We start from the raw sequence: 26,146 nt of genomic DNA on the forward strand, positions 1-26,146 counted from the left end.
GCCTGCTGCCAGACGTAGGGACGAGAGTTAAATTCCCGCGGTTCCACCCTACTTGGTTCGCTCCTTACGAACAAACCCTCTTTCTTCGATACGACTCCGGAGTGCCCTTTCATCGTTTTGTCCATCTGGGCTTTCACTTTTCCCAGCTCGCTAAGCTTGTCGACATAAAACGATTACTTTCTCCATCATTGCCCAATATTCATATTGCATTATTTTATGCTTCTTTATGGCAAATGTCAAACATGTGCTTCAAGCAATAAAAAATGTGATTAATGACTGCGCGCCTCTTTCTTAGAACCGCCCTGCACAGCATGATTGCCTAATATATCCTTCATTCCGGCATTCCCCATCATGAGAACACATATGAAAGCAAGCCCCGCAGGGACAATCGACCAAAGGAAGGTTACGGAAACCGAATCCGAAAGTGCGGCTACGATTTTGTCCATAACATCCGGTGGAATTTCAGCGCGTTTCTCGGGTGAAAGCAGCTCACGAGCATTTTCTGTCATTTGGCCTGGTCCTTCTCCCCCTGCAAAAGCTTCGGTCATCCCATTCGTAAAATGATTACGCTGAATGATACCAAAAATGGTAATGCCAACGGTCATTCCAAGCGATCGTACAAATGACATCGTTGACGTTGCGCTCCCTCTTTGACGCATATCGAAGCCATGAATGGATGACATGCCAAGAACCGAGAAGGAAAAACCAATTCCGAAGCCAGTCAAGAACATATATACCGACAACATAAAACGAGTCGTTTCCGGCGTGATCGTCGACAACAAAATGATACCTGCAATGAAGATGACTGCCGAAATCATCATTACGTTACGATAAGGCATTTTGTTAGCAAGGAAACCTCCGAGCTGCGCTGCAAAAACAGATCCAAGCGTCATAGGAAGGAGCGTCAAGCCAGCGCTTACCGCTGTTCCTCCGAATACGCCCTGTACAAACATCGGAATATACAGCGCAGCCGTAATAAATGCGGCACCGTAAAACAAACCAGCACCTGTGCTTGAAGCAAATAGACGCTGCTTAAACATTTTGAAGGAAATAATCGGTTCTGCAGCCTTCGTTTCAACGAACAAAAATATGCCAAGCAAGACAGTAAATCCGGCAAATAATCCAATGATTTGTGCCGAATCCCATGCGAATTCCGCTCCGCCAAGCTCAAGGGCAAACATTAGGCAAACAATGGATCCTACGAGCGTTGTTGCGCCCCACCAATCAATTTTTTGCTTAGAATGGGACAGCGACTCCTTATAATAAATAGCGATAAATGCAAGAGCGACGAGTCCAATCGGTACATTGATATAGAAAATCCAGCGCCAATTGATATACTCCGTTAAATAAGCGCCCGCTAAAGGACCGAACAAGCTGGACGTACCGAATACGGCTCCGAATAAGCCGCCCATTTTCCCGCGTTTTTCCGGAGGGAAAATGTCAAATACAATTGCAAAAGCGATAGGCATCATAGCGCCTCCGCCAATACCTTGAATAGCGCGGTAAATCGTTAATTGCGTTATCGATTCAGCCGTGCCGCAAAGCACCGATCCGATCAAAAACAATGAAATGCCGAGTACGAAAAAACGTTTCCTGCCATACATATCCGATAGCTTTCCGAAAATGGGCATGCCTGCCATTTCTGTTACAAGATATGCAGATGTAACCCACACATATTTGTCCAAGCCGCCAAGATCAGAAACAATCGTGGCCATAGCCGTCGAAACGATTGTGTTATCAATCGATGCGACAAGTATGCCTAGCAATAGCCCGGCAACGACGAACCCCAGTCTATTTTTTCCTGTAGACATCAGGTAAATCCCTCCATATAATTACGAATCTAAAACAACCTTCCTCATCTTAAATCAATTCGTCTATTCATGTAAACATGCAATAGTATGAGTGCTAACTACACCTTAAGACGGAGGGAAAACCAATGATATCCAACATAAATAGTGAAGGGCTTTCACATGAGTTTATCCAATTGGTCAAGAAAATTGCGCGATTTAAGCTGTAAGCCCAGATGAGTATCCATAAGCTTTCGCATGGAATGCTTAAGTTCTGCTTTCGTTTCCGGCTTTACTTGGATAGAACCCAGTCTCCTCATATCCATACGGCGAAATAACCGAAGCAGCTTATATGCTCCTTCTCCAAGCGGTACCCCATGGGGATCCTTTCCCTTGCAACGCGTACACAATATGCCGCCGGCGTAAGGTGAGAGCACAAAAGGACCAACAACGTTTCCGCAGCTAACGCATTCATCCAGTTCAGGAGCGTAACCTGATAAATCCAAAATTCGCATTTCGTAGAGATGTGTCACAATTTGGGCGTCTTTTCCTTCTTGAAGTGCGGCAAGACATGCTTTCAGCTGCTCAAAATGAAATCCTGTTGCTTCATCGTCCTGCAGCGAACGGTCCGTAAGCTCGGCTACATATGACGAATAGGCTGCCAAGTCTAGCTTTTCACGCAAAACATGGTGAGATTCGATAATCTCACCATGGTTAAGTGTGCCGAGTCCGCTGCTCCGAAAATAAACGAACTCGCCATATGTAAACGGCTGAGCGAGTGACGAATGCTTGCTCTTTATTTTCTTTGCGCCGCGTATTAATACGCCCGCTTTTCCGTTTGTTTTTGTAAGCAGAGTAACGATTTTGTTACCTTCCCCATAATCCATGCTTCGAATGACTATCCCCTCAACACGATACAGCATTGCACAAACTCTCCCCTGAAAGCAGAAACGCAAGGTTCACAGTCCCATGGCTGTGAACTCACGTTTAGCGGTTAAAGATAAGCTAACAGATAAATGCTGCTCACCTATTAGCTTATCTTTCCAAAACCTATACATGATCAATCGATACGATAATTCCATGGATGCATTAGCCTGAGGTATCTTCTAATTCAAGCGGGGAATGCTCCTCGTGTTCGCTGGCTAACGCATCGGAGCCGCCTTCTGCACCATATTGATTCATTTCCTTGTATAGCATGAAAGATTCGACATCCCCGGTCAACGTAAAATACTTCCACGAAAAATTTCGCATACGTATTCATCCCTTTCCGTCCCCTGAAATGCTGCTTCAGACGGTAATAGGATGCGATAAACGGGGGCTGTCTATCCTTAACAAAATACGTCAATTTTGTTTAATCGTGGCGATAGCCAAGATCCTTTAACACACGCTCTTGATTGCGCCAATCCTTCTTTACTTTTACCCACAGTTCTAGATAAATGCGCGAGCCAAGAAGCGCTTCGATATCTTTGCGCGCCTGTTTTCCGACTTCCTTCAAGAGATCACCTTTTTTGCCGATAATGATGCCTTTCTGGGAATCGCGTTCAACGAAAATTACCGCTCCGATATACACGACTCCATTTTCTTTAACGCGCATATCTTCGATCGTAACCGCGATAGAATGCGGAATTTCCTCGCGAGTCATGTGAAGAATCTTTTCGCGAATAAGCTCTGAGCAAACGAACTGCTCCGGGTGATCTGTAATTTGATCTGCCGGGTAATATTGCGGGCCTTCAGGTAAATAACGAGTTAGCTGCTCAAGCAACGTATCAACGTTATTTCCTTTAAGTGCTGAGATCGGAATAATTTCCGCAAATTCATGAAGCTCGTTGTATTGCGTAATCATTGGCAAAAGCTGCTCCGGTTCTACCTTGTCAATTTTATTCATAACAAGAAAAACTGGCGTTTTTACCTTTTTAAGCTGTTCGATAATGAAGCGGTCACCGCCGCCAAGCCCCTCGGATGCGTCAATTAGAAATAGTGCCGCCTCAACCTCTCTAAGCGCGCTCTCGGCTGTCTGCATCATGTAATTGCCAAGCTTTGATTGGGGCTTGTGGATACCTGGAGTATCCAAAAATACGATTTGTGTATCGTTAGTCGTATATACGCCGTGAATTTTGTTCCTGGTTGTTTGCGGCTTGTCTGACATGATTGCAATTTTTTGACCAATAAGATGGTTCATGAGCGTTGATTTCCCTACATTTGGCCTGCCAATTATAGCTACGAAGCCAGATCGGAATTTTTTGCTGTCACGGTCATTTGATGTTGTTCGATTCATATGTTTATTTAACGCTCCCTATTTTCTAATGACGCCGGCGTGAAAGCCCCCGGCAATATGTCTGATACGGTCGAAATCGTCCACTGACCGTTTATATTACCCATGATGACAGGCATGTCTGGTGCACAAAACTCAACTAAAACCTGACGGCAGACGCCGCATGGCGCGATTGGCCCCTCGGTATCGCCAATAACCGCAATCGCCTGAAATTGACCTGGTCGTTTCCCGTCGGAAACCGCGCGAAATATCGCCGAACGTTCTGCGCAATTAGTAGGACTATAAGCCGCATTCTCAATGTTGCACCCGTGATGGATATGTCCATCATCGTCTAGAAGCGCTGCTCCGACTTGAAAATTCGAATAAGGCACGTAAGCGCGAGACATCGCTTCCTTAGCCGCGTTCATCAGCGCCGTATATGACTCCGATAATCCTTCGTATACCATCCAAATCATCTCCCGTTCAGGATTGACTTCTTAACCTGCGAATAAACGCCATAAGGGCGGCCCAAGGATGAGCAGCCCTATAATCGCTGAAATGACTGCGGCAATGAGAACTGCTCCGGCAGCAACATCCTTGGCCACTTTCGCCACCGGATGTATGCTTGGGCTAGCAAGATTAACCGCTTGCTCAACAGCCGTATTGATCATTTCAGCACTAATTACGACTGCGATCGCTAGAAGGATAATCGCCCATTCCAGCGGCTCAAGCGACACGATTAATCCAACAACACATGCTATCAGCCCTGCTAACGCGTGAAACCGCATATGACTTTGCGTACGTAGCGCAAAGACGACTCCAGAGATCGCTACCGCGAAGCTTGCAATAAACTTCTGCATTAACGAGTTAAACCTACCTGCTGCAAAATAGCTTCCTGCTTTGCGGTCATCTCCGCTTCTGTCTCATCATCCTGGTGATCGTAACCAATCAAATGCAGAAAACCATGAACGAACAAAAAGCCGATTTCCCGCTCCAATGAATGTCCGTACTCTTCGCTTTGTGCAAGTGCCGTATCCACACTAATGATAATGTCACCAAGCATGCCTGAAATCGGATCGGCATCCTCTTCATTTTCAACCTCGAAAATAATGTCGAGCTCGTCCACGCCATCTTCCTGCATAGCGAAGGACAATACATCTGTCGGGCGGTCGATCCCGCGATATTCTCGGTTTAACTGGTGAATTTCCTCATCATTCGTGAGGGTTAACGAGACCTCGCCTTCTTGAATGCCTTCCGCCTCGCCCGCAAGCTTCAGCAGCTTTTCTAGTGTTGCTATCCATTCATCAGGGATCTCCAGCTTTTGCTGCTCATTGCTCCAATCGAGTTGTAAGCTCATGCCAAACGCTCCTTTGTTTTCACATCATCCGGGTATTCGATACGTGAATGGAATATGCCAATTACGCTTTCCTTAAGCGATTGCGCAATTTTATCAAGTTCCTTCAACGTTAAATCACATTCATTGTACTGGTTATCATCCAGCCTGCTCTTAATGATTTTGTGAATCATCGCTTCAACCTGCTCCACGGTTGGATTCCGCAGGCTTCGTACCGCTGCTTCAACGCAATCGGCAATTCCGACTACTGCCGCTTCCTTCGACTGTGCCTTAGGACCGGGGTAACGGAATTCATCTTCTGTGAACTGTGGTTCGATGCCTTGTTCTTCAGCTTGCTTTATTGCCTTGTAATAAAAAAACTTAAGCGAAGTCGTTCCATGATGCTGCTCTGCAATATCCCGAATAGGCTTAGGAATATTATGTCCCTTCAGCATATCTACACCGTCTCTTGCATGGGCGACAATGATTGATTTGCTTAGCTTCGGATCAATGGTATCATGCGGATTTTCGATATTAGACTGGTTTTCGATAAAATAATTCGGCCGTTTCGTCTTTCCGATGTCATGATAAAACGAACCGACTCGGCATAATAATCCATCGGCGCCGATGGCCTCGGCCGCCGCTTCGGATAAATTGCCAACCATCACGCTGTGATGGTAGGTACCCGGTGTTTCTGTCAGCAGCTTCCGCAGCAATGGATGATTCGGATTGGATAGCTCAACAAGCTTCAGCGCCGATAATATTCCGAATGTAATCTCGAAAAACGGCATCAACCCGATAACGAGCACTGCCGTAATTAATCCGCTTGCGAAAGCAAAAGCAACCGAATAGATGAACGGAGCGCGCTCGAGCTGCTCGGTTAGCAGCAAAACTGTAAGGACGGATAGTGAGCCAAACAAGCTGACCATGATGCCTGCTTTCAAAATCGTGGACCGTTGACTCGCGCGGTGTATGGAGAAAATCGCAGCGAACGAAACAACGATAATAACAAATCCGTACTGAAAATCGAAAATTTGATGCTGGCCGGTATTTAATATCACGCTACCCATAATCGCAAATAAAATGGAGCTGATCATTGCTAAGTGCATATCAAGCAAAAGCGTAATCAACATGGTGCCAAGTGCAGCAGGAGCCAAATAGCCTGCATACGGGGCAGCATCCGTTTGCGTCAAGGAAATGATTTGTATCGTTATGATATTGATTAGAAAAATAAGCCACAACATAAGCAAAGATGCATTGTTATATTTAGGCTTAACGCCATTTATGCTCCCCGACTGATGCAAATACGCGTACAGCGCGACGATGAACATTAAGGACATAATCAAAAGCCCAAGCTGCGGCCAGTAGTTTTTCTTATCCTGAAGCAGCGAGGAATCAACAAGGAGCTTGTACAAATCAGGCGTAATAGTCTGGCCGCGCTTTACAATCAGCTCGCCCTCTTTAATGACCACAGGAGGCGTGTTCTGCTTAGCTTGTACCATGGCTTCGTCTGTCGCTGCTTTGTCCAGAAACTTATTCGGCATAATTGCGAATCTAGCCAGCTCCTGTACAATTTCTCTGCTCGTCCGGCTTGAAAGCGAGCTGGCATTCACAAGCTCGGCTACCTGCGTCCGCGCCGTTTCGGCTTCCCGAAGCTGCTCGACCGTCAGCTTACGCACAATATCCCGAGCTACATTACGCATCTCGGTTAAGGTTTCGGCTGATAGGTTTGGCATTTTGTAAAAGGTTTCTTCCGGAATGGTGTATTCCTGTTCTTTTGCGACCAGCGACATTTCCTCAAGCAGAGTGTCGTTGTAGGTGCCTCTGCCCTTGTTGAGCTTAACAAAGGTGTCGATATACTCCGCATAGCGTCCCGGAATTTCATTACGATAAATATCAATTTTATTTTGCAAGGTTACTTGATCGTCCTGATTCAATTGCTCGATTCGAACAAAAATCTGATCAACCAATACTTCGTTGCGTAAGGGCACTATGGAATAAATAACGTCGACTTTTTCAGCTGCGTCCTCTTCCGCTTGTCGTGTCGCCTTCTCGTCTTTAATTTGGAAGGGCGCTTTGATATCCTTCTCGCTTACAGCGCCCTCCTCAATGTCGTATGTCTCAGGAACGAGATGCGGAGCTAAGCTGAAATAAAACAGCAGCACAAACATCAACATCAGCACCCAGCGAACGGCTGCACTCTGCTTCCAACCCGCCGTCTTAGATGGCAGCAAATTCCCCTGTTTTCCGGTCTGGTTTTGGTTCATGCAGCAGACATCCCTTTCTAGCCTTTGTTTTCAGCATCCCAGTTATAGGCAACAATAATCTTTTGAACTAATGAATGACGGACAACATCCTGCTCAGAGAAAAGGATAATGCCGATTTCCTCTATGTCCTTTAAAATACGCTGAGCCTCGATCAAGCCCGAGTTTTTGCCTCTGGGCAAGTCGATTTGCGTAACGTCACCTGTAATGACCATTTTGGAGCCAAATCCAAGCCTAGTCAGAAACATTTTCATTTGCTCGGGCGTCGTATTTTGCGCTTCATCCAAAATGATGAACGCATCGTCAAGCGTACGACCCCGCATATAAGCAAGCGGCGCGATTTCAATCATGCCGCGTTCTAATGCTTTAACTGTCTGATCCGGCCCCAGCACATCATGCAAAGCATCGTAAAGAGGACGCAAATACGGATCTACTTTTTCTTGCAAATCGCCCGGCAAAAATCCGAGATTTTCTCCCGCTTCTACTGCTGGTCTCGTCAATACGATACGTTTAACAGAGCCTTCCTTCAAAGCAGCTACGGCAAGTACGACTGCCAAATATGTTTTACCCGTTCCGGCTGGTCCAATACCGAATACGATATCCCGTTTGCGGATCGTCTTCACATATTGACGCTGACCGATCGTCTTCACGCGGATCGGCTTGCCTCGGAAGGTAGTCGTGATTTCTTTCTTAAATAAGTCTAGCAGCTCCTCTGCCTGCATGGATCTCGCGAGTTCTAATGCATAAGCGACATCCCGTTCCGATGGCTTATAACCGCCGCGAACAAGCTGTAAAAGCACATTGAATAGCTGCTCCAGCGATTCAACTTCATCTGAGGGCCCCGAAATAACAATTTCCGCTTCACGCGAAGTAATTGAAGATTCAACCTGCGCTTGTACAAGGCGTAAGTAATTGTCTTGTGGTCCGAGTACTGCAAGTCCTTCCGCTGCGTTACCGAGCGGTATTTTTACTACTTTCGTTTCAATTTGCAACAATCCTCATTCTCCCTGCATCTGGACTAGTGGCATTTCTTTAACGATAGATTGCTCGACCTCAAAAAGAACTTTCATATAAACTTTACCATTGTCCGCCTTTTCATGCAAAACAATTTCATCTCGGATGACCGCATCGCTGCCTGCTTTAATTAGTACGTTAGCTTTAGCCTGCAGGATTCCCGCGCTCTTTGCCTCCGCCTCTGTCAGTTCCCTGTCTTCTAAACGAGTCTCCATGACGGTCTCCTTCATCCTGCCGATGGGCAGGGTCCAATTGCGCCATGCAACCTTCTCCTCGTGACGAATCGCTTCCGAAGTGCCGTAGCCATCCTTCCCATAGCCGCTAACCTGCAGCGCTCTTGAGCCAATGACGGCGAACCATTTCGTCTTTTTTTCGCCTGTGTATACTTTAATCTGCTGAACTAGAGGAGAGGCAATTTCATACTCGTACCAGACGAGACCGCGGACGTTGCCTTTGGCAACGACAGTTCGCGAATTTTCTTCGCCGCCAATCGTTCCGGAAATCAGAATTTGATCTTTTTTCACGCGTGTGTTTTTCCGAACGACCGGCCTTCCCGCTTCTGCGATAATTTCAGTAACGACAGCATCCGCTGAAGCAACAAGATGACGCGGCGTATTCAATTCGGCTTGCCTCGGAATCGTTGACTCCACAACCTGGATAATTACCTTCGTGCCTTTTTTTTCGACGCCTACCCATGTAGATCCAGGAAGCTTTCGAACGAGCTGCTTAGATAATACGTCAGCGTCTGTAAGACGGAATGACCACTGCATGGGATACAAGCCTTCCTCTTTTGCAGCCAGTCTGATCTGATCCTCCGTCAACTTTACATTGCCCTGCACATCAATGCTCCAAACGAGTGACGAAAGCATGAATATGATTGCAAAAAACAATACGATTCCGCCAGCAAAAAGCTTTCTGCGCTCTGCCTTTACGAGAAGAAACGGCAGCCCCTTGCGTTTCGTAACATGGACTCGGCAGCCTGTCTCCTTCAGAAACGGACGAAGGCCAAAGAAATCGCTGACCGACAGCTCAAACTCAAGCAAGCCGCTGCTTGTCCAACGTATAGAAGACAGCTGCAGGCCGCCGGCTAGCGCGCGGTTGACGAGCTGCTCCGGTTGTCCTTCCCTTATGTGAACGGTAACCATTCCTTTTATCCAATTCGCGCCAATTCCGCTCAATACGTTCGCCTCCATTACGGTTTGCTCATTACATTTTGCCGTCAACAACCTTGTATTCATTTTCTATATCAGGGCAAAAGCTGAATGTTCGTTATTTGACCTTCCACAAATACTTCTTCCGTCCAAATCGTGCGTATGACAAGCGAGCTGCCCGTTACCTCCAGCTGGCCCTTGCTTAATGCTAATCTAAGGCGCTCGCTGGAGAAATGAACGACACCTCGATGGTTTTCGATATATAATTGGCGGTCTCCGATCATCGTAAGGCGAGGCAAATCAAAGACGACATCATGCGGCATATCAAGCAGCTCTGCTGTCATTTTGCGGAATTTCTTTTTTATACGGCGCATGTGCGAATCTTAGCCTCCTTAAGTTTTGTTTAAGCTGGATTGTAAGCCTAGCTGATCCATAGCAAAGGAACAGCATTTTCATGTACTGTTCCAAAATATGCGATTAATCGGATAAATATGGCTGTAAAATAAAAAAACCGCCTGAGCATTAAGCTCCGACGGTTCATTAGTTATTTCCGAAATGGTTTTTTTGAGCGTGGCGGTCCTAATATTTCAGCCCATATAACCGCTCTTCGCAAATCTTCTGCACGGTTAGGGTTCATGACAGCGCCCTGGCTTTCAGATTTGCGTTCTGCCGCACCAGAAACCTTATCCTTGTTAGTTGCTGCACTTTGAAGCACACGCTGCAGAGACGCAATCTGTGGGCTTTCAACAGACATTTCCGATTCTCTGGAAGCAAGTGACGGGATTTCCCTATCCTCACGCTTATTCTCCGTTTGCGAGCGGTAGAGGGTCTCCCCTACTGAGCCGGCCGGGAGCGGACGCTCTTCAAGTTCCTTTCGGCTATCCTGCGGATACAAGGTTCGCGGCAAGCCGCCTCCGCCAAAGTCTGGCATGCGTCCGGGTTTGTTCTTCGATCCTGACTTTCGGAATAGGGATGCGAGAGCCCCAACAATAACGACCACAATAAATATGTTGTTCATCAAAAATTCAATGATCTTCAATTTGCCTTCACCTCCAAGACGCACTCACGCTGCTCATAGCAACTACATTTTAGCGTTAGGATTAGCGGCCGTCTTTCGGATCAGCTGGGCCTTCCTGCTTGCCGATAGAGCTGCGCATTTGTGTGTCTGCCTCTACGTTTTTCAGGTTCAAATAGTCCATCACGCCGATTTTACCGCTCCTGAGAGCTTCCGCCATGGCAAGCGGAACCTGCGATTCCGACTCAACGACTCGCGCTTCCATTTCCACAACCTTAGCTTTCATCTCCTGCTCATGGGCTACAGCCATCGCACGGCGTTCTTCCGCTTTCGCCTGGGCAATTTTTTTATCCGCTTCCGCTTGCTCCGTTTGAAGATGAGCGCCAATGTTTTTGCCTACATCCACATCCGCGATATCGATGGAAAGGATTTCGAATGCCGTTCCGGCATCCAGACCTTTACCGAGCACTGTACGAGAAATCATATCCGGGTTCTCAAGCACATCCTTGTGGGAATTAGCCGATCCTACTGTTGTGACAATACCTTCGCCGACACGAGCGATGATGGTCTCTTCGCCGGCACCGCCGACAAGACGTTCTATGTTCGCACGGACCGTTACGCGCGCCTTTACCTTTACCTCAATGCCATCCTTCGCTACTGCGGCGACGATTGGCGTTTCTATGACTCGCGGGTTAACGCTCATTTGTACGGCTTGTAGCACATCGCGGCCAGCCAAATCAATTGCAGCCGCACGTTCGAAAATAAGAGGAATATTCGCTCGCTGCGCGGCAATCAAAGCATTAACGACGCGGTCTACATTTCCCCCTGCCAAGAAGTGGCTCTCCAACTGATTAATATTAAGGCCAAGACCCGCTTTTGTCGCTTTAATTAACGGATTGACAATTCTGCTTGGAACGACCCGGCGCAAGCGCATCGCAACGAGCGTAATAATTCCGACCCTAACTCCCGATGCCAATGCTGAAATCCAAAGCATAATCGGAAAGAAGCTAAGAAATACGGATAGTACGATAATAACTACGACGGCTATAATCAAAAATGAAACGATAGGATCCATTGTCTCAAACCTCCATATGGTTAAATTATTTTGTTAATTATTTAGATACTTCTATTTAGTCACTTCCTTGACTACCACCCAAGTACCTTCCGCTTTTATAACCGTAACCGTGCGATTCGCATCGATAAACTCCCCTGATGTGACTACATCAATGCGTTTATCCCCCAAAATAACAGTTCCTGCCGGCCTTAACGGGGTTATCGTCGTCCCTTCAAGCCCTAGAAGGGAATCCTTTAGATCGGCGGATACAAAGCCTTGTTCTGTTGTCAGCTTGTCGCGCAAAATGAATTTATTCCAAATCCCTCTCGATTTATTCATTCGCACAAATAAGACGATCAAAATAATCGCAGCAACAAGCGCAATAACGATGGAGATAAAAGCCGTCATCGGATCTGAAGCTGCCAATACCACGCCGGCGATCAATGCCGTGCTTCCGAGAATGCCCAGAATCCCGAAGCTTGGTACAAATACCTCGATGATAAGCAATGCTATCCCGATTACAAATAGAACAACGGATTCCATTCCGGCAAATCCAGCTACATAGTGACCGAAGAAATACAAACCAAACGATAGAAGCCCAACGATGCCTGGCACGCCAAAGCCTGGAACCAACATTTCAATGACGATGCCGGCGATGCCGAGAATAAGCAGCACAGTCATGACAACCGGATTAATTAGCCATCTTGCTGCATTTTCCGCAAGTGTGGGTGCAACCTCGATTTGTGTGCGGCCTTCAAGGCCAAGCCATTTAACTACCTCATCTACGGATGCGGCTGTATGCTCAGAGTAACCAAGCTTCTCAGCCTCTGACGCGGTAAGCGAGAGAATGTCACCCTTCAGCTTATCTCTGCCGATCTTATCCTTCAATTCCAAAACAACACTCGGATCAACCATGGCTGCAGCGATGTTTTTATCGCGGCCTTGCAAGCCTGCTGACTCACTCATCTCGGAAGTCCAAAATGAGATTGTCTTCGGATTGTCAATTAAATCACCGGAACCATCCACGACAGCTGCGGCACCTATCGTGCTGCCTGGCTGCATGACGATATTATCCGCATTTAACGCGATGTAGGTGCCGGCCGATACCGCTTTACCTTCCACGAATGCGGTTGTAGGAATTTTATTTTCCCGAATAAAATGACCAATTTGCTCTGCGTTAACCACTTTACCGCCCAGTGTATTTATAACAAGTATAACATGCTCCGCTTTTGCTTCTTCCGCTTCTCCATACGCTCTTTCCAAAAACGATTGAAGACCCGATTCAACCGTTTGTTTAACGGGAATCACATATACTGCAGGACCAATGTCGCCCGCGGCCTGTGCTCGATCGACTGGTGACCCGAATAGTCCGCTAAGCGCCACCAAGAGTAAGACGGCAAGCCATGCAATAGGAGTGATGGAAAAGCTTCTTCGCCATCGGTTCGTATGCAAGAAGGTTCCTCCCTTATTTGTGTATTGCTCCCTACTACGCGAAACCAACCTGTAGGTTTCGTTCGACGTTTTCAAGATTATACCATTTGCAAAGCAAGCGCACAAAAAAACACCCCTGTTTCCAGGGGTGTTTTGTGTGTCCGAATGTTTAGTTAGTTGAGATGTTGCTGTACGAGCTGATTTACTAGTTTACCGTCAGCGCGTCCTTTTGTTTTAGGCAAAAGGGCACTCATAACTTTTCCCATATCGGCTTTGGAAGAAGCACCGAGTTCATGGATGGTCTGCGTTACTATCTCTTGAATCTCTTCTTCAGTCAGCTGTTCGGGAAGGTATTGACTAATAATTTCAATTTCGACCTCAAGACCCGCTACTAAATCATCACGGCTGGCTTTTTTAAATTCTTGGAGGGAATCTTTACGTTGTTTGATTTCACGACTCAATATATCAAGCACTTCGTTATCGTCCAAAGGACGCTTGAGATCGATTTCCAAGTTTTTCACTGACGCGCGCATCATACGAATTACGGAAAGCTTAAACTTGTCCTGATTCTTCATGGCTTGCTTCATATCGTCGGTCAATCTTTCGCTCAGGTTCATTATGGAAGGATCCTCCTAAAACTTTCTCTTGCGCGCAGCCTCAGACTTCTTCTTGCGCTTTACACTTGGCTTTTCATAATGCTTGCGTTTTTTCACCTCAGCTAGAACTCCATCTTTAGCGATGGAACGTTTAAAGCGGCGAAGCGCAGCATCAATAGTTTCGTTTTTGCGAACTTTAGTTTCAGACACCAGTTTTCCCTCCCTCCGAAACAGACCGTCCAGAGCTATAACACGGTTTATCAAATTTCATTATATGTCAAACCAAAAGGCAGTGTCAACTTCGGATATCTGCGAGCAGCGGAGAAAGTTTTGTTCCGCCCAAGAGATGTATATGCAGATGATAAACAATCTGTCCTCCATCGGCATTTACATTGTTGACTAGACGATAGCCAGACTCAGCAATTCCGTGCTCCTTGGCGATCTCGCGGGCTACGGAAAACAGCTCTGCAACAACCTGCGCGTCTTCATCCGTAACGTCATTCATGGTAGGAATATGCTTCTTTGGAATGATTAGAATATGTACCGGAGCAGCTGGCTGTATGTCGTGAAAAGCAAGAATTCTGTCATTTTCAAAAACCTTCTTCGACGGAATCGTGCCTTCAATTATTTTGCAAAAAATACAGTCCATATGGTTCACCCCCTGTTCGTTAACCTTTCCCTATCATACCGAAATTTTGGATGCTCGTCCAATCCAAAAAAATAGCGGCGGAAGGAATAAGCATTCCTTCCGCCATCATCCGCGCACATACCTTAATAATAAGGCAGCAATGACAAACCTAGCAGGGCAGCAACCGGTAATATTTGGCGTACAAACCGCCTGCGCGGGTAATACGGGTATGGATATATCGGATATCCAAATGCCGGGTAGGGCAGAAACGCGCGGTTATCCTCCCATTCATTCGAGCCGCAAGGCACTGCGATACACAATACTTCGTCATCCAAATACTCTAGAAAACCGTCTGCGCACCAGCCGTCATGTGTTTGAGCCAAAACATAGCGATGCTTATGATACTCGCACCATTGCTTCATTTGCTCCTGATCCACTACAGCATGTTCCATCGTATCAGCCTCCTGTTCCTATATCTTATTCACAGGTGGGCACTTGGCTACTGCTATAACTCTCGTTGATTCTTCTGACTCTACGAAGCTGTATTTTCTGATTGTCCCATCATCTTGTTTTGCAGCTGCTCTACAAGGTCGATCCAATCAAGACCGCTGGACAAACGGATAATAGCAATTCGACTATCGCCAATATTAGAATTGAAACCGCTCAAGATGCTTGAAATCGCAACAAACGAATTTTTGAGCTCTGTCAGGTAGGACTGATCGGCTTCGTTCAAAGGGCCTTCGTAACGGCCGATCGCTTGCAAACCCTTTTCAACCTCACTAACGTAGCTATCTGGAAGCTTAACATTCCATTTCCCTTGTTGAACGGATATGCTCGCTGCTTCTTTTGTCAGTTCAGTCAATGCTGTGCCTTTCGCAGTCACCTTGCCTGCATCGAATTGCAGGGTTAGCCGCTCCCCCATAGTATTGCTTGCTAGAAACTCGTCAAGCAGAGGCGTCATTTCCTTTGCGTATTGCTGCGATTCGGTAGCTGCCGCGTAAATCCTTTGTCCTTTCTCATAGTTGTTCTCCTGCTTGTGCTGCAAAAATTGAGAGTATAAAAACACATTGCCGATTAAGCTAAATACGAGAATAACCAGTGTTATGGGCAACGCGATTGAGCGTTTGCCCGATTTCTGTGGTTCCAACTTCACTTCCTCCTTTTATGTTTTAATTCATCTTTATTAACTGAACCGATTGCCCGCCATCAAAGAAAAAGACATGACATTCATCTACTTTTCTACCAAGCACGGATTCAATAGCCTCTGCGTACAGCTCAAGCTGAAAGCGGTGACGCTCAGCGGCCTGCTCCCATTGCTGCTTATAGATCCGATCGGTTTTGTAATCCAGCAATACGACGCCAGCCGCATCCTCGAACAAGCAATCGATAACACCTTGAATCAATATAGATTCCTTCGTCAGCAGCCCTTCCGACTTTGGATATACTCGGCTTGCAGGAAACATGCAGCTGAAAGGGACTTCTCTTCTTACCCAATCGGCTCCCAATAAGCGCTGACCAAGCTCGCTATTGAAAAAAGCCGCGACAGCCGTCAGATCAATCGCTTCCGATTGTTTTGCCGTCAAGAGCCGTCGCTCAATCATGTTGTCCAATGTATGCTTCAGTTTTGTTTCATCAGCTGTTCCGGACAAGGATACATGCTGCATCAGCAAATGGTTCACAGAGCCCTTCTCCGCGGCGGTAAGCGACTTTTCCTCCATGAAGGCCGGCCGTCTCAATCGGAACGTATAGGAGGCTTCCGGTGCTTCTAGAGTATCTGCCTTGTCCGCGTTATCAAAGTTAGTTCCATTCGGATCTTCAAGTGGAACGGCATCCTCCATGATATCGGAATAAAGTCTTTTCATTTCGGTTACCGAAGTTTTTGCTGCAAGCAATGCGGCCTCCTGATGCGGATATTGCCAATCAAGCCGCGTGCGCAGCTCGGTATCCGCTTCAATGTCTTCCAGCACGGAAAGTGTTGTAACAGCCTGCAGCCGTTCCTCCTTAGCTCGGTCCTGCTGGTTGAGCCCTTCTGTTGCAGCAGCAGCCTCCGTGCCGAATAGCGCAGCGGGGACGATCCCTGCGTGCCATTGCGGTGCGTTTCTCGCCGTTTGCTGCCTGTCTTCCATTTGTCTTGCTGCCAAAGGCCCAAGCCAATCGATAAAGGAACGTGCTGCAGCGACTCGGAAATCCGGTAGATTTCCGTTCGCATCTACAGCGCCGAGCCAGCGCTTAAGTTTAGATTCCGCATCCGATACCGTCGCTACAAGATACATTTTCTCTTTTGGCCGAGTCAATGCAACGTATAGAATACGCATTTCCTCGGCGAGCATTTCCTTGCGCATCGCGCGGCGGATAGCCAAATAGGGTAATGTGGGATAGCTAATGCGAAGCGCCGGATCAACAAAACGAGGACCAAATCCAAGCTCCTTATGCTTAAGGAATACGCTTCGCACATCTTGTTGATTGAACTGCTTGCCTAAACCAGCAACGAATACGACCGGAAACTCAAGTCCCTTGCTTTTGTGAATCGACATGATGCGCACAACATCCTCTTGCTCGCCAAGCGCTCTTGCCGTCCCCAAATCGCCGCCGCTATCCCGCATGCGTTCGATAAATCTCAAAAAACGAAATAATCCACGGAAGGATGTCGCCTCATATTGACGTGCACGATCATGCAGGGCGCGCAAATTCGCTTGCCGCTGCGTGCCTCCCGGCAAACCTCCCACGAAATCGTAATAGCCCGTTTCACGATAGATCTCCCACAGTAAGTCGGCAAGTGAGCCCTGCCTAGCCTCTTCCCGCCAACGATCCAGACGTTCCAGAAACAAAGATAGCTTTCTGCGAGTATCCTCATCCAGCAGTAAGTCTCCTGCTGCATGCAGGACGGCATCGTAATACGACGACTTCGATGCGAGGATGCGAATTCGCGCCAGCTCCTCTGCATTTAGCGAAAATAACGGCGATCGCAAGGCCGCAGCAAGCGGGATATCCTGATACGGGTTATCGATGATACGAAGCATGGAAAGCATCGTCTCTACTTCTGTCGCCTCAAAGTAGCCGCTGCTCAGCTCTGCATACGCTGGGATACCGCTCGCTTGAAGTTCCTCGATTATAATCGGAGCCCAAGCTTGCGTTGCGCGGAGCAAAATAACGACATCTCTCCAATGCATAGGTCTGTACTCCCGCCGTTTGCCATCGTAAACCTGAAAACCGCTGTCGATAAGTGACTTCAACTGCTGCCCGATCCAACGCGCTTCAAGCTGAGCGGTCTTAAGCTCCGATACCGACTCTACTGACGCTGCGCCTTCCCCTTGCTCACCCTCATCAGTCAATTCGGAACCTTCCGTATTTTCGCTGCTTTCCGACTCATCGTCATCCGTATCCGTTTTATTCAGCACAGCAAATTCAACCTGACACCGATCTTCCGGCACAGGAGCAGGATAGGCCGCTCCGCATACAAGCTCTGCACGTTTATCATAGTCCATCTCCGCGACATTCTCTCGCATGATGGCGCGGAAAACCGCGTTTACACCATCCACAACCTCCTCGCGGCTGCGGAAGTTTCTTGCTAAATCAATCCGCAGTCCTCTCGCGCTGTCCGGTGCTGTTATATTGCCTGACTCATCGCGGGAAAGGTATGATTTGTATTTTTGCAAAAAAAGCTTTGGCTCGGCTAGCCGGAAGCCGTAAATGCTCTGCTTAACATCGCCAACCATAAAACGGTTGCCCGTGCCTGGCCGTTCGATTAATGAGACGATTGCTTCCTGAACCATATTCGTATCCTGATATTCATCAAGCAAGATCTCATCGAATTGCTGCTGGAATTCCATCGCGGCAATGGATGGCGACATCTGCTGCGGCGTAGATGCGGGATCTCTCAGGATCCGCAAGCAATAATGCTCCAGATCCCCGAAATCCAGCATGCCTTTTGCCCGTTTAGCCGCCTCATAGCCTTGCCCGAATTCAATGACCAGCTCAGCCAGCGCCCGCATTAACGGGGCCAGCTCCTGCAGCTCTTCTAAAAACTGTTCAGGGGTTCGTCCAAAAAGCTCCTCAGCGAGCGAGGTAACCAGCTTCTTCGCTTGATCGCGAAGCACCTTCGCCTGCTCCTGAAGCGATTTGTCATACTCATCGCCCCGCATCGCTTTCAGCTTACCGTATTGAATCATTTGAAAGGGCTCAATCCATGTTTCCCAAGGCTTAGTATGGATCATTTCGGAAAGGCCGCCGATTATTTGCAAATCTTCATCGAATGTTGCGGCATAAGGGGCAGGTCCTGCTGGCTGCCGCGTGAGCTCCAATGCCTGATGCAGCAGCGAGCCTGCTCCTTCAAGGACGAGCTGAATATCGGTTTTTAGGCTGATTACCCACTTGTTGTTTTGCAAGTCCGTCACATCGGCAACATTAAATGCTTCTGCTGTCTCCCGCAGCCAATGCTCCGGCCAAGGATGGCTTTGCGCAAAATCGAATAATTGCTGAACCAGCCTGTACAGAGGCTCGTCCCCGCGTTCACCGCCATAACGGTCTGCTAATCGAAGAAACGCGCCGTTATCGTCTGCACCCTCGTATTTTTGCTCAAAGAGCTGATCGAGTACATCAAGCCGCAAAAGCTCGCTTTCCGTCTCGTTCGCGATCCGAAAACCAGGATCTAGACCGATCAGCGGATAATAGCGGCGTATGACGTCCATGCAAAAGGAGTGAAGCGTCGTTATGGAGGCCCGGTTCATCAAAGCCAGCTGGCGGCGCAGATGCTCGGAGTCCGGCTGACGTTCAAGCTCCTGCTCCAGGGCAAGCCGGATTCGGTCCTTCATCTCAGCTGCCGCCGCCTTCGTAAAGGTTGCCACGAGCAAGCGGTCGACATCGGTAAACGCGGATATTTTGCGAATAATCCGTTCTACAAGCACCGCAGTCTTTCCGGAACCAGCCGCAGCTGCTACAAGAATGTTCGAGCCGCTTGTAACGATGGCGTCCCACTGATCATCCGTCCAGGTGCTGTTCTCCGGCTTAGGAGAATCCTTCGCAGTATGCATCTTCTCTTACTCCCCCTCAAGCTGCTGCCATATCTCTTCCTTCGAAGGCTTGCTCAGCTTCCTATATTCATTACCGTCAAATTGGGCATCGAACTGACAGACGGCTTTATAATCGCAATACTGACAGGGAGTCTTTGTTCCCATGCGATAGGGCTCTATGGATACATCGCCCGCTTGAATCGAGCTTCCAATCCGGCTAATCGTATTTCTCACAGAATGCCTAAGCACGTCCCATTGCTCATTGGAGACAACGGAGGAGCTGCTGTAAAAGCTTCCGTCACGCTTCAAGGCAACCGGAAGCAGCTCTGAATAACCGGTTTCTAATTCATCATCCATCAGCTTCACCGTTTCCGGATCTGCCGTAACGAGTCCGCGCATTTTGAAGCGCTTCAGCAGCCGATCATTTGCATCCACGGGGCTAATACCGTTGGTAAGCGCCAAAATAGGATTATGAACATGGAAATACAGAACGCCGGCCGGAGAAGCAGGCTGCCCCAGCCATTCGGTGGCATGCGTTACCAAAACGTCGAGATAAGTAAGCATTTGGAGGGATAGGCCGTATGCGACCTCCTCCAGTCTAAGATGTGTCGAGCTCGATTTGTAATCAAGCACGCGCAGCAGCAGACCTTCCTCTGTCTCCGCTGCGTCAACACGGTCAATTCTCCCGATAATTTCGATTTCCCCGCCAGCTTCAAGCGGAATGCGAAGAGAAGGCAGCGTACCGTCAGGGCCAAAATCGACCTCGGTCCCAACAGGCTGAAATTGTGCTCTCCTCGCATGTTCGCCCAGCATGAACGCCGCTTGTCCAACAATCTCCTTCAGCTTTCGGGCGATGTACTTAAACCGGCTGCTGCTAAGCAGAATTTGAGATTGCAGCTTTGGAACCAGCTCGTCGACGGTTTGCGAGACGACGGCCTTCAGCTCCGCTTCGGACGCCTTGCCCCATCCGCCTCCTAACCCTGTCGCCAGCTTGCTCAGCGCCGCATGGAACAGCTGCCCTACGTCAGGAGCGTCAAGCCGGTAAAGCTTTCTCTCCCGGAGCCTTAAGCCATGTATCGCAAAATGCTGGAAAGGACAGGATACAAAACGTTCCATCCGTGAAACGCTGACTTGCAATCGCGCTCCATAAAGCTCTCTAGCTGTGTCCTTAGTAAGGAAATTCGCCTTGTTCTCATAGGTCAGCGAGCCTGTAAGGAGCTGAAGCTTTAACTGCCATTCCGGCCGGATGGCATACCAATTGTACATATCCCACCAAAAAGGCGCGATGTCCGAACCCTGCTGCCATTTTCGAATAGCGCCGATCATATAGGACATCGTTCGCTGAGGCTGCGACACGAACATCCTTTGCTCCGCGATGGGCATGTTCGGAGATGGCTCTGCGGCGACGCTTTGTACTGGAATACCAGGGAACAGCTGCCGAACATGGCGAACGATCTCAGAGGGAAGCAAGCTCTTGCCTTCCTCATCCGCCTGAGCCCAGCTTAGCCATAAATGGCGGCTTGGCGTAGTCAGGGCGTTATAGATCATAAACCGTTCATCGAGCAATCGTCGACGGACACCCGGTGCCATGGCCATGCCGTCCTCCGCGAGCCGCTCCCTTTCCGCTTCGGTCAGAATACCGTCCTCTTTCACGCGCATTGGCATAACACCGTCATTGGCGCCGAGCACATAACATACCTGCACATGGCCGGACCTCGTCCGGTCCATGCTCCCGATCAATACCTGATCAAGCGCGGGAGGGACGGCTGCAAGCTTCAAGCTGTCCAATCCCGCTTCGACCATGCCCGAGAAGAGCTCTGGCGAAACGGATTGCTGTCCTGCCAGCTCCACAAGTTGGTCCAGCAGTTGTATGACACCGTCCCACAGCTGCCTATGGCTTCTTCCTCGCTGCGTTTTACCGGCCTGTATGTCCTGTATGCCCCAACGCTCCAAACGATCCGCGGCTTCAGAATGCTCTAGGAGACGGTACAACGCTTCGCACATTTCTTGGACGTTATTCGCTTTCTTCAAAGCTTCTCCAAAGCGGCGCAGCGGCGGCACAACAGCCTCTTTGGCAGCAAGCACGATATCGAATTCCCGCTGTGCTTTTTCACTGATTTTGGTCTCTATATCTTCATCGTCATCCAGCGATACCGGGACTAACGGATGCCAGCGCTTGTTATCAAGCCATTTCCACCCATCAATACCAGCTGCCAAGGCGTAATTCTCCAGCAGGTCAAACCATTCCCTAAGCAAGCTGCCATCCATAGGGAACAGCATTTCGGTTTTTACGCAGCGGAACACCGCATCATATCGCCAGCCAAACAATACCGTCTCTAGGGCTGAGCGGATGAACTCAATGAGCGGATGATGAACAGCCTTTTCCTTCTGATCGACAAAATAGGGAATGCCGTTATCGGCAAAAACAAGCCCGATATAGTCGGTGTAATCCTCCGCATTACGAACCATCACTGCGATATCCCGCCAGCGAAGCTCTTCTGATCTCGCTCTGCGCACGATGTCGCGGGCGACGGCCTCAACCTCGGCCCTCCGGTTAGCCGCTGCATGCAGCGATACCCCGCAGCGAGAATCCTCGCAATCGAGCACAGCTCGATCTGTGAGCAGCATCGGAATCCGTTCACTATAATGCTTCTCCAAATGAGCAAGCATTGGACTGCGCTTAAAACGGATCGGTGGGCTTTCGCCCAGCATAATCGGTTCCTCAGCTTCAACGTTGTGTGAGGCTGCCAGCGCCATTAGCGTGTTGTAAGTTTCAGCTGTTGGATGGAACAGATCCAGCTCATGCGGCTGCTCTCCTATTCCATAAGGCCGGTTAAGCGTTAATGTAACCGTCACCTGTGCGGAGGATGCGATTAACACACCTAAAGCCTCATACTCAGTTGGGGTAAAGCCATAAAAGCCGTCAACCCATATTTGAACCCCACGCATAGCATCGGCATGGGCAAAGCCATTTTTCAAATAACGCAAATAATCCTCGGCGTCAATATACATGCCCGCGAGTTCCTGCTCCATCTGATTATAAATAAGCTGCAAATCATGCAGCTTCCGTTTCAATAAACTAGAATGCTCTACGCCTGACGCCGCAGCGTCCTGCTTGGCCTGTAAGAGCTCCGAATCAATCCCATACCGTTTCCATTCGGTCAGCAGCTCGGCAAGCCTGTCAATGAATCCAGGCTGCTCTGCGCCGCTTTGAAACAATTCCAGTTGATTCCCTAGTCGATGAACGATTTTGTAGAGAAGCATATGCTTCCCTGTATCACCGATCGGAACGAGAGCCGTACCGCCGGTTTCCTGCATGACCCGGAAAGCCAGACGCCGGAAGCTAAGCGCCTGTGCCCTGATCGTGCCGTTTAAATCGCCATTTTGCAGCAATGCATATTCCGTCTGAAAGGTAGCCTGTTCCGGAACGAGCATGACGAGCGGCGGTCCGTCCGGCTCTATATGCAGCTGCTCTCTTATTTCATTCAAGCAATAGGATGTTTTACCGGATCCCGAACGCCCGATGACAAAGCGAAGCGTCATGTGCAGCTCTCCCGTCTTTTCGATTAAACGCGATTATTTGCTTCTCACTTCAAAAATCGCGAATTTCAAGTAATGGCCTTCATTCACTCCCAGCAGCTGCGGATGATCCTTGCCTGCGGCACGCCACTCCACTAAACGCAATAGCTTTCCTGCGTCCATAGCGGCCTCTTGGATCGTCTCCAGAAATAATTCGGGACGCATGTGGTAGGAGCAGCTTGCGGTTACAAGATACCCGCCTTCGTTCACAAGCTTGAGTCCCTGCAGATTGATATCCTTATAGCCCCTGCATGCGCCAGGTACGGCGCTTTTTGTCTTCGCGAAAGCCGGAGGATCGAGAATAACGACATCCCATGTCCGGCCTGCAGCGGCATCCAGCTTCTTAGAGGTATCAATACCGCCAAGGCCGCGCTGCTTTTTATCGTCAATTCCTTTTACTTGAGTACGCAAATACTCAAAAGCATCGGCAACGACAAATTCGACACGCTCCGAAAACCCATTTCGTTCGACATTGCGCTTCGCTGTTTCTATGGCATGCTCCGAGACATCGAGACAGGTTACCTTCTTGGCACCGTATTTGCAGGCATGCAGCGTGAAGCTGCCGGTATGAGCGAAACATTCCAGCACTGAAGCACCGTCCCAGTAAGGAAAGGTTACGATTTTCCCGTTTGCGTTGACCGGCACTAGGTCTGCTGATACCGCTGACTTATTCAACGTATTATCTGCTGCTTCAATACGGCCTGATTCCGCAGCATCCCGGTCAACTAGACGAATCCCGCTCCTGCCTCCCCAGCCAGTCATAAGCGGCGCGATAGCAGCTCTGTTTTCGCGTTGGTCGAAGAAATAACCTGTTTTCTGGCCTTCTACGATATCAACCTCCAGCTTTAATCCATTTTCCTCGATCTCAATGATAGGCGGGCATTCACCGTATAACGTGCCCGTGCGCTCCTCCAGCCCCTCAAGTACGCGCACGCCGACATCGCTGCGCTCATAGATCCCCTGCGGTTTAAAAACGTCAATTAGTGCTTCAATTAATGCTTCTCTGCGAACATCCATTCCAAGTGTTAAAAGCTGCAGCACCAGCACATTGTTGAATCGGTCAACGACGAGTCCGGGCAGAAAATCCGCTTCCCCGTATACGAGTCGGCAGTCGGAATCCGGAACAAAGCGGCGACGGTGCTCTTGACATTGACGGAGCCTGCTTCGGAAAAACTCGGCATCCATTTCAGCAATGGGCTCATAGGAGACCACTCTAACGGTAATTTGGGATTTGGGATTCCAATAACCCGTTGCCAAATAACGACCTTGATGATTAACCACATCTACCAAATCGCCAGGCTTAGCTTCGCCTTCCAAGCGATCGATTTCAGTTGCGTAAACCCAAGGGTGACCTTGCTCCAATCTTTTTTTTCTTGCCTTTTGAAGATATATTTTTGAATTGCTCACGTTTATCTCGCTTCCCCTCGAATAGACTTGCTTGTCATGCTTGTCTTTCTTGCAGCATATGTATATTTATAGGACAAAACTCGAAATCAACAATAAGGAGATACCCAATGGCTCAATCCATTCTCATCCCCATGCTGCTTGGCTTCTCTGTTTTTATGTGCGGCATGAAACTAATGGAGCTTGCCCTCCATCGATTGGCCGGCCCTTATTTGACCCGCATGCTTGAACGGTCAACGGCTACTCCAATCCATGGACTTGCAATCGGAACGGTTACGACCGCATTTCTGCAAAGCAGCACGGCTGTCACAGTCATCTCAATTGGCATGGTCAATGCCGGATTACTGACATTTCCGCGTACCCTTGGGATTATTCTCGGGACTAATATCGGAACATGCATTACGACTGAGTTAATCGGTTTGAATTTAAATAAGCTAGCCTTGCCTTTGCTTATCGTCTCCATCGGATTATGGCTGTCAACGGCGCTGCTAGGCGAAATCAGATTATTCCCTGCTATTCGCAGCGCTGGGTGGCTCCATTCGCTTCGTTCTTCCTCGGTCGTTTTGTGCGGCTTCGCGCTGCTCTTGACGGGTATGGCGATGATGCAGGGCGTAGGGCCCGCTGTTCAAGAAAGCACGATGTTCACATGGTTTCTAGACAAAGCGGACGACAGTCTATGGTGGGGACTCGCAGCCGGTGCTCTCCTTACCGCAGCCGTGCACAGCAGCGCAGCCGTTATCGGGATTATTATGGGCTTCGTATCGCTTGGCGCAATGCCGATTGAGCTTGGAATTGCCGTCGTGCTCGGCGCTAATATTGGCACCTGCGCAACTGCACTTCTCGCTTCGATCGGGGGAACAAAGGCGGGTCAATATGTGGCTTGGTCACATGTCATCCTTAATGCTGGAGGCGCTTTGCTGTTTATGCCGTTTATCGGCGAGCTTGCTGACTTATCCGCATGGATTTCCTCGTCTACTCCCGGGCAAATCGCCCATACCCAAACGATTTTCAATATCCTAAGCTCCTTGATTGCGCTCCCCTTCTGTTACCTTCGGGTATTTCGGAAGCTGGATCCTGTTACCTAATACTATTCCGTTTGCAGCCCTAGCAATTGAAACGCTCCTGCTACGATGCGATGATTGTTGTCGTAGCCGGACTGCTTTTGCCGCTTCCATGCCTCTTGAGGATCAAACCAGTCAACACCACGGATTTCTTCCACCTGCGCTTGCAGGGAGCCTCCTACCGCCTCAACCAAATAATAATGGACCTCTTTATCGACTATCCCATATGTGTCATTCTCATATTTATATTTGATTTGGTCAATCGGAGCGATGATTACTCCTTCAAGACCTGTTTCTTCAACGATTTCTCGCAAAGCGGTTTGTTCAATGGTTTCGCCGGCCTCCATTTTACCTTTTGGCAGCGAGACTTTTCCATATCGATCCTGAATGAGCTGAATTTGCAGCTTTCCTTCCTCAGTGCGGCGATACACGACACCGCCTGCTGAAATTTCCTTCATGTCCGTTTCCCCCTTGCAGCATTAAATGAATAGTATATGCAGCAAAGGATTCCTCCATCTTTTCCTCCAAAAGGAATCGATGAGCAAAGGAATCCCCGCATTTGTTATAGC

Annotated in this window: 24 protein-coding genes; 1 reads left to right on the top strand and 23 read right to left on the bottom strand. The window is 48.6% G+C overall.

Annotation, left to right across the window (positions count from 1 at the left end):
* Nucleotides 1-269 precede the first annotated feature (269 nt).
* The 22 genes from AC1DLI_RS02125 to AC1DLI_RS02230 form a co-directional block, all read right to left on the bottom strand.
* Nucleotides 270-1,811 (bottom strand): MDR family MFS transporter, encoded by a 1,542-nt coding sequence (locus tag AC1DLI_RS02125; protein ID WP_477599171.1) that lies wholly within the window; start codon nucleotides 1,809-1,811, stop codon nucleotides 270-272.
* Between the two features lie 155 nt (nucleotides 1,812-1,966).
* Entirely contained in the window at nucleotides 1,967-2,710 is a 744-nt protein-coding gene (gene recO / locus AC1DLI_RS02130) for a DNA repair protein RecO (protein WP_477599173.1), read from the bottom strand.
* A 166-nt stretch (nucleotides 2,711-2,876) separates the two neighbouring features.
* The gene (locus AC1DLI_RS02135; protein WP_477599175.1) at nucleotides 2,877-3,038 is read right to left on the bottom strand and encodes a YqzL family protein; all 162 of its coding nucleotides are present in this window, start codon (nucleotides 3,036-3,038) and stop codon (nucleotides 2,877-2,879) included.
* Between the two features lie 100 nt (nucleotides 3,039-3,138).
* Entirely contained in the window at nucleotides 3,139-4,062 is a 924-nt protein-coding gene (gene era, locus AC1DLI_RS02140; RefSeq protein ID WP_477599177.1) for a GTPase Era, read from the bottom strand.
* Nucleotides 4,063-4,070: 8 nt separating this feature from the next.
* Nucleotides 4,071-4,505, bottom strand: a complete 435-nt coding sequence (locus AC1DLI_RS02145; RefSeq protein WP_308997845.1) for a cytidine deaminase — start codon at nucleotides 4,503-4,505, stop codon at nucleotides 4,071-4,073.
* Nucleotides 4,506-4,535: 30 nt separating this feature from the next.
* On the bottom strand, nucleotides 4,536-4,898 hold the full coding sequence (locus AC1DLI_RS02150) for a diacylglycerol kinase family protein (protein ID WP_308997846.1): 363 nt from the start codon (nucleotides 4,896-4,898) through the stop codon (nucleotides 4,536-4,538).
* A complete protein-coding gene (ybeY, locus tag AC1DLI_RS02155) occupies nucleotides 4,898-5,395 on the bottom strand; it encodes an rRNA maturation RNase YbeY (RefSeq protein ID WP_477599180.1) in 498 nt (165 codons plus the stop codon). The genes AC1DLI_RS02150 and ybeY overlap by 1 nt, the downstream gene beginning before the upstream one ends.
* On the bottom strand, nucleotides 5,392-7,638 hold the full coding sequence (locus AC1DLI_RS02160; RefSeq protein ID WP_477599182.1) for an HD family phosphohydrolase: 2,247 nt from the start codon (nucleotides 7,636-7,638) through the stop codon (nucleotides 5,392-5,394). Before AC1DLI_RS02160 ends, ybeY begins: the two co-directional genes overlap by 4 nt.
* Before the next feature lie 17 nt (nucleotides 7,639-7,655).
* A complete protein-coding gene (locus tag AC1DLI_RS02165; protein ID WP_477599367.1) occupies nucleotides 7,656-8,627 on the bottom strand; it encodes a PhoH family protein in 972 nt (323 codons plus the stop codon).
* 6 nt (nucleotides 8,628-8,633) lie between these two features.
* On the bottom strand, nucleotides 8,634-9,827 hold the full coding sequence (gene yqfD / locus AC1DLI_RS02170; protein ID WP_477599184.1) for a sporulation protein YqfD: 1,194 nt from the start codon (nucleotides 9,825-9,827) through the stop codon (nucleotides 8,634-8,636).
* A gap of 68 nt (nucleotides 9,828-9,895) precedes the next feature.
* Nucleotides 9,896-10,174 carry a sporulation protein YqfC gene (gene yqfC / locus AC1DLI_RS02175; protein WP_477599186.1) on the bottom strand — a complete coding sequence of 93 codons (279 nt, stop codon included), beginning with the start codon at nucleotides 10,172-10,174 and terminating at the stop codon, nucleotides 9,896-9,898.
* Between the two features lie 170 nt (nucleotides 10,175-10,344).
* Nucleotides 10,345-10,839, bottom strand: a complete 495-nt coding sequence (locus tag AC1DLI_RS02180; protein ID WP_477599188.1) for a hypothetical protein — start codon at nucleotides 10,837-10,839, stop codon at nucleotides 10,345-10,347.
* A 61-nt stretch (nucleotides 10,840-10,900) separates the two neighbouring features.
* Nucleotides 10,901-11,890, bottom strand: coding sequence for a flotillin-like protein FloA (gene floA / locus AC1DLI_RS02185; protein WP_477599190.1), 990 nt, complete (start codon nucleotides 11,888-11,890; stop codon nucleotides 10,901-10,903).
* Nucleotides 11,891-11,941: 51 nt separating this feature from the next.
* Nucleotides 11,942-13,321, bottom strand: coding sequence for an NfeD family protein (locus AC1DLI_RS02190; RefSeq protein WP_477599192.1), 1,380 nt, complete (start codon nucleotides 13,319-13,321; stop codon nucleotides 11,942-11,944).
* Nucleotides 13,322-13,473: 152 nt separating this feature from the next.
* On the bottom strand, nucleotides 13,474-13,917 hold the full coding sequence (locus AC1DLI_RS02195; protein ID WP_139994357.1) for a GatB/YqeY domain-containing protein: 444 nt from the start codon (nucleotides 13,915-13,917) through the stop codon (nucleotides 13,474-13,476).
* Nucleotides 13,918-13,932: 15 nt separating this feature from the next.
* Nucleotides 13,933-14,106: a 30S ribosomal protein S21 gene (gene rpsU, locus AC1DLI_RS02200; protein WP_005547957.1), complete on the bottom strand. Its 174-nt coding sequence runs from the start codon at nucleotides 14,104-14,106 to the stop codon at nucleotides 13,933-13,935.
* 85 nt (nucleotides 14,107-14,191) lie between these two features.
* Nucleotides 14,192-14,545: a histidine triad nucleotide-binding protein gene (locus tag AC1DLI_RS02205; RefSeq protein WP_477599195.1), complete on the bottom strand. Its 354-nt coding sequence runs from the start codon at nucleotides 14,543-14,545 to the stop codon at nucleotides 14,192-14,194.
* A gap of 122 nt (nucleotides 14,546-14,667) precedes the next feature.
* A complete protein-coding gene (locus AC1DLI_RS02210; RefSeq protein ID WP_477599197.1) occupies nucleotides 14,668-14,976 on the bottom strand; it encodes a hypothetical protein in 309 nt (102 codons plus the stop codon).
* An 80-nt stretch (nucleotides 14,977-15,056) separates the two neighbouring features.
* Nucleotides 15,057-15,671 (bottom strand): hypothetical protein, encoded by a 615-nt coding sequence (locus tag AC1DLI_RS02215; protein ID WP_477599199.1) that lies wholly within the window; start codon nucleotides 15,669-15,671, stop codon nucleotides 15,057-15,059.
* Nucleotides 15,672-15,693: 22 nt separating this feature from the next.
* Nucleotides 15,694-19,554 carry a helicase-exonuclease AddAB subunit AddA gene (gene addA / locus AC1DLI_RS02220; RefSeq protein WP_477599201.1) on the bottom strand — a complete coding sequence of 1,287 codons (3,861 nt, stop codon included), beginning with the start codon at nucleotides 19,552-19,554 and terminating at the stop codon, nucleotides 15,694-15,696.
* A 6-nt stretch (nucleotides 19,555-19,560) separates the two neighbouring features.
* Entirely contained in the window at nucleotides 19,561-23,076 is a 3,516-nt protein-coding gene (gene addB, locus AC1DLI_RS02225) for a helicase-exonuclease AddAB subunit AddB (RefSeq protein ID WP_477599203.1), read from the bottom strand.
* A gap of 33 nt (nucleotides 23,077-23,109) precedes the next feature.
* A complete protein-coding gene (locus AC1DLI_RS02230) occupies nucleotides 23,110-24,519 on the bottom strand; it encodes a class I SAM-dependent rRNA methyltransferase (protein WP_477599205.1) in 1,410 nt (469 codons plus the stop codon).
* Between the two features lie 107 nt (nucleotides 24,520-24,626).
* Between AC1DLI_RS02230 and AC1DLI_RS02235 the strand changes: the two genes are divergently transcribed.
* The gene (locus AC1DLI_RS02235; protein ID WP_477599207.1) at nucleotides 24,627-25,601 is read left to right on the top strand and encodes a Na/Pi cotransporter family protein; all 975 of its coding nucleotides are present in this window, start codon (nucleotides 24,627-24,629) and stop codon (nucleotides 25,599-25,601) included.
* Between the two features lie 2 nt (nucleotides 25,602-25,603).
* Here the strand turns inward: AC1DLI_RS02235 and AC1DLI_RS02240 are convergent, their stop codons facing one another.
* Nucleotides 25,604-26,035: an NUDIX hydrolase gene (locus AC1DLI_RS02240; RefSeq protein WP_308997861.1), complete on the bottom strand. Its 432-nt coding sequence runs from the start codon at nucleotides 26,033-26,035 to the stop codon at nucleotides 25,604-25,606.
* Nucleotides 26,036-26,146: the final 111 nt, after the last annotated feature.

The sequence above is a fragment of the Paenibacillus sp. 01T443 genome (assembly GCF_056398325.1).

Bases quoted from the DNA above. Each gene is read 5' to 3' on its own strand.
- AC1DLI_RS02125 (WP_477599171.1), bottom strand. From the start codon at position 1,811: ATGTCTACAGGAAAAAATAGACTGGGGTTCGTCGTTGCCGGGCTATTG.
- recO (WP_477599173.1), bottom strand. From the start codon at position 2,710: ATGCTGTATCGTGTTGAGGGGATAGTCATTCGAAGCATGGATTATGGG.
- AC1DLI_RS02135 (WP_477599175.1), bottom strand. From the start codon at position 3,038: ATGCGAAATTTTTCGTGGAAGTATTTTACGTTGACCGGGGATGTCGAA.
- era (WP_477599177.1), bottom strand. From the start codon at position 4,062: ATGAATCGAACAACATCAAATGACCGTGACAGCAAAAAATTCCGATCT.
- AC1DLI_RS02145 (WP_308997845.1), bottom strand. From the start codon at position 4,505: ATGGTATACGAAGGATTATCGGAGTCATATACGGCGCTGATGAACGCG.
- AC1DLI_RS02150 (WP_308997846.1), bottom strand. From the start codon at position 4,898: ATGCAGAAGTTTATTGCAAGCTTCGCGGTAGCGATCTCTGGAGTCGTC.
- ybeY (WP_477599180.1), bottom strand. From the start codon at position 5,395: ATGAGCTTACAACTCGATTGGAGCAATGAGCAGCAAAAGCTGGAGATC.
- AC1DLI_RS02160 (WP_477599182.1), bottom strand. From the start codon at position 7,638: ATGAACCAAAACCAGACCGGAAAACAGGGGAATTTGCTGCCATCTAAG.
- yqfC (WP_477599186.1), bottom strand. From the start codon at position 10,174: ATGCGCCGTATAAAAAAGAAATTCCGCAAAATGACAGCAGAGCTGCTT.
- floA (WP_477599190.1), bottom strand. From the start codon at position 11,890: ATGGATCCTATCGTTTCATTTTTGATTATAGCCGTCGTAGTTATTATC.
- AC1DLI_RS02195 (WP_139994357.1), bottom strand. From the start codon at position 13,917: ATGAACCTGAGCGAAAGATTGACCGACGATATGAAGCAAGCCATGAAG.
- AC1DLI_RS02205 (WP_477599195.1), bottom strand. From the start codon at position 14,545: ATGGACTGTATTTTTTGCAAAATAATTGAAGGCACGATTCCGTCGAAG.
- AC1DLI_RS02210 (WP_477599197.1), bottom strand. From the start codon at position 14,976: ATGGAACATGCTGTAGTGGATCAGGAGCAAATGAAGCAATGGTGCGAG.
- addA (WP_477599201.1), bottom strand. From the start codon at position 19,554: ATGCATACTGCGAAGGATTCTCCTAAGCCGGAGAACAGCACCTGGACG.
- addB (WP_477599203.1), bottom strand. From the start codon at position 23,076: ATGACGCTTCGCTTTGTCATCGGGCGTTCGGGATCCGGTAAAACATCC.
- AC1DLI_RS02235 (WP_477599207.1), top strand. From the start codon at position 24,627: ATGGCTCAATCCATTCTCATCCCCATGCTGCTTGGCTTCTCTGTTTTT.
- AC1DLI_RS02240 (WP_308997861.1), bottom strand. From the start codon at position 26,035: ATGAAGGAAATTTCAGCAGGCGGTGTCGTGTATCGCCGCACTGAGGAA.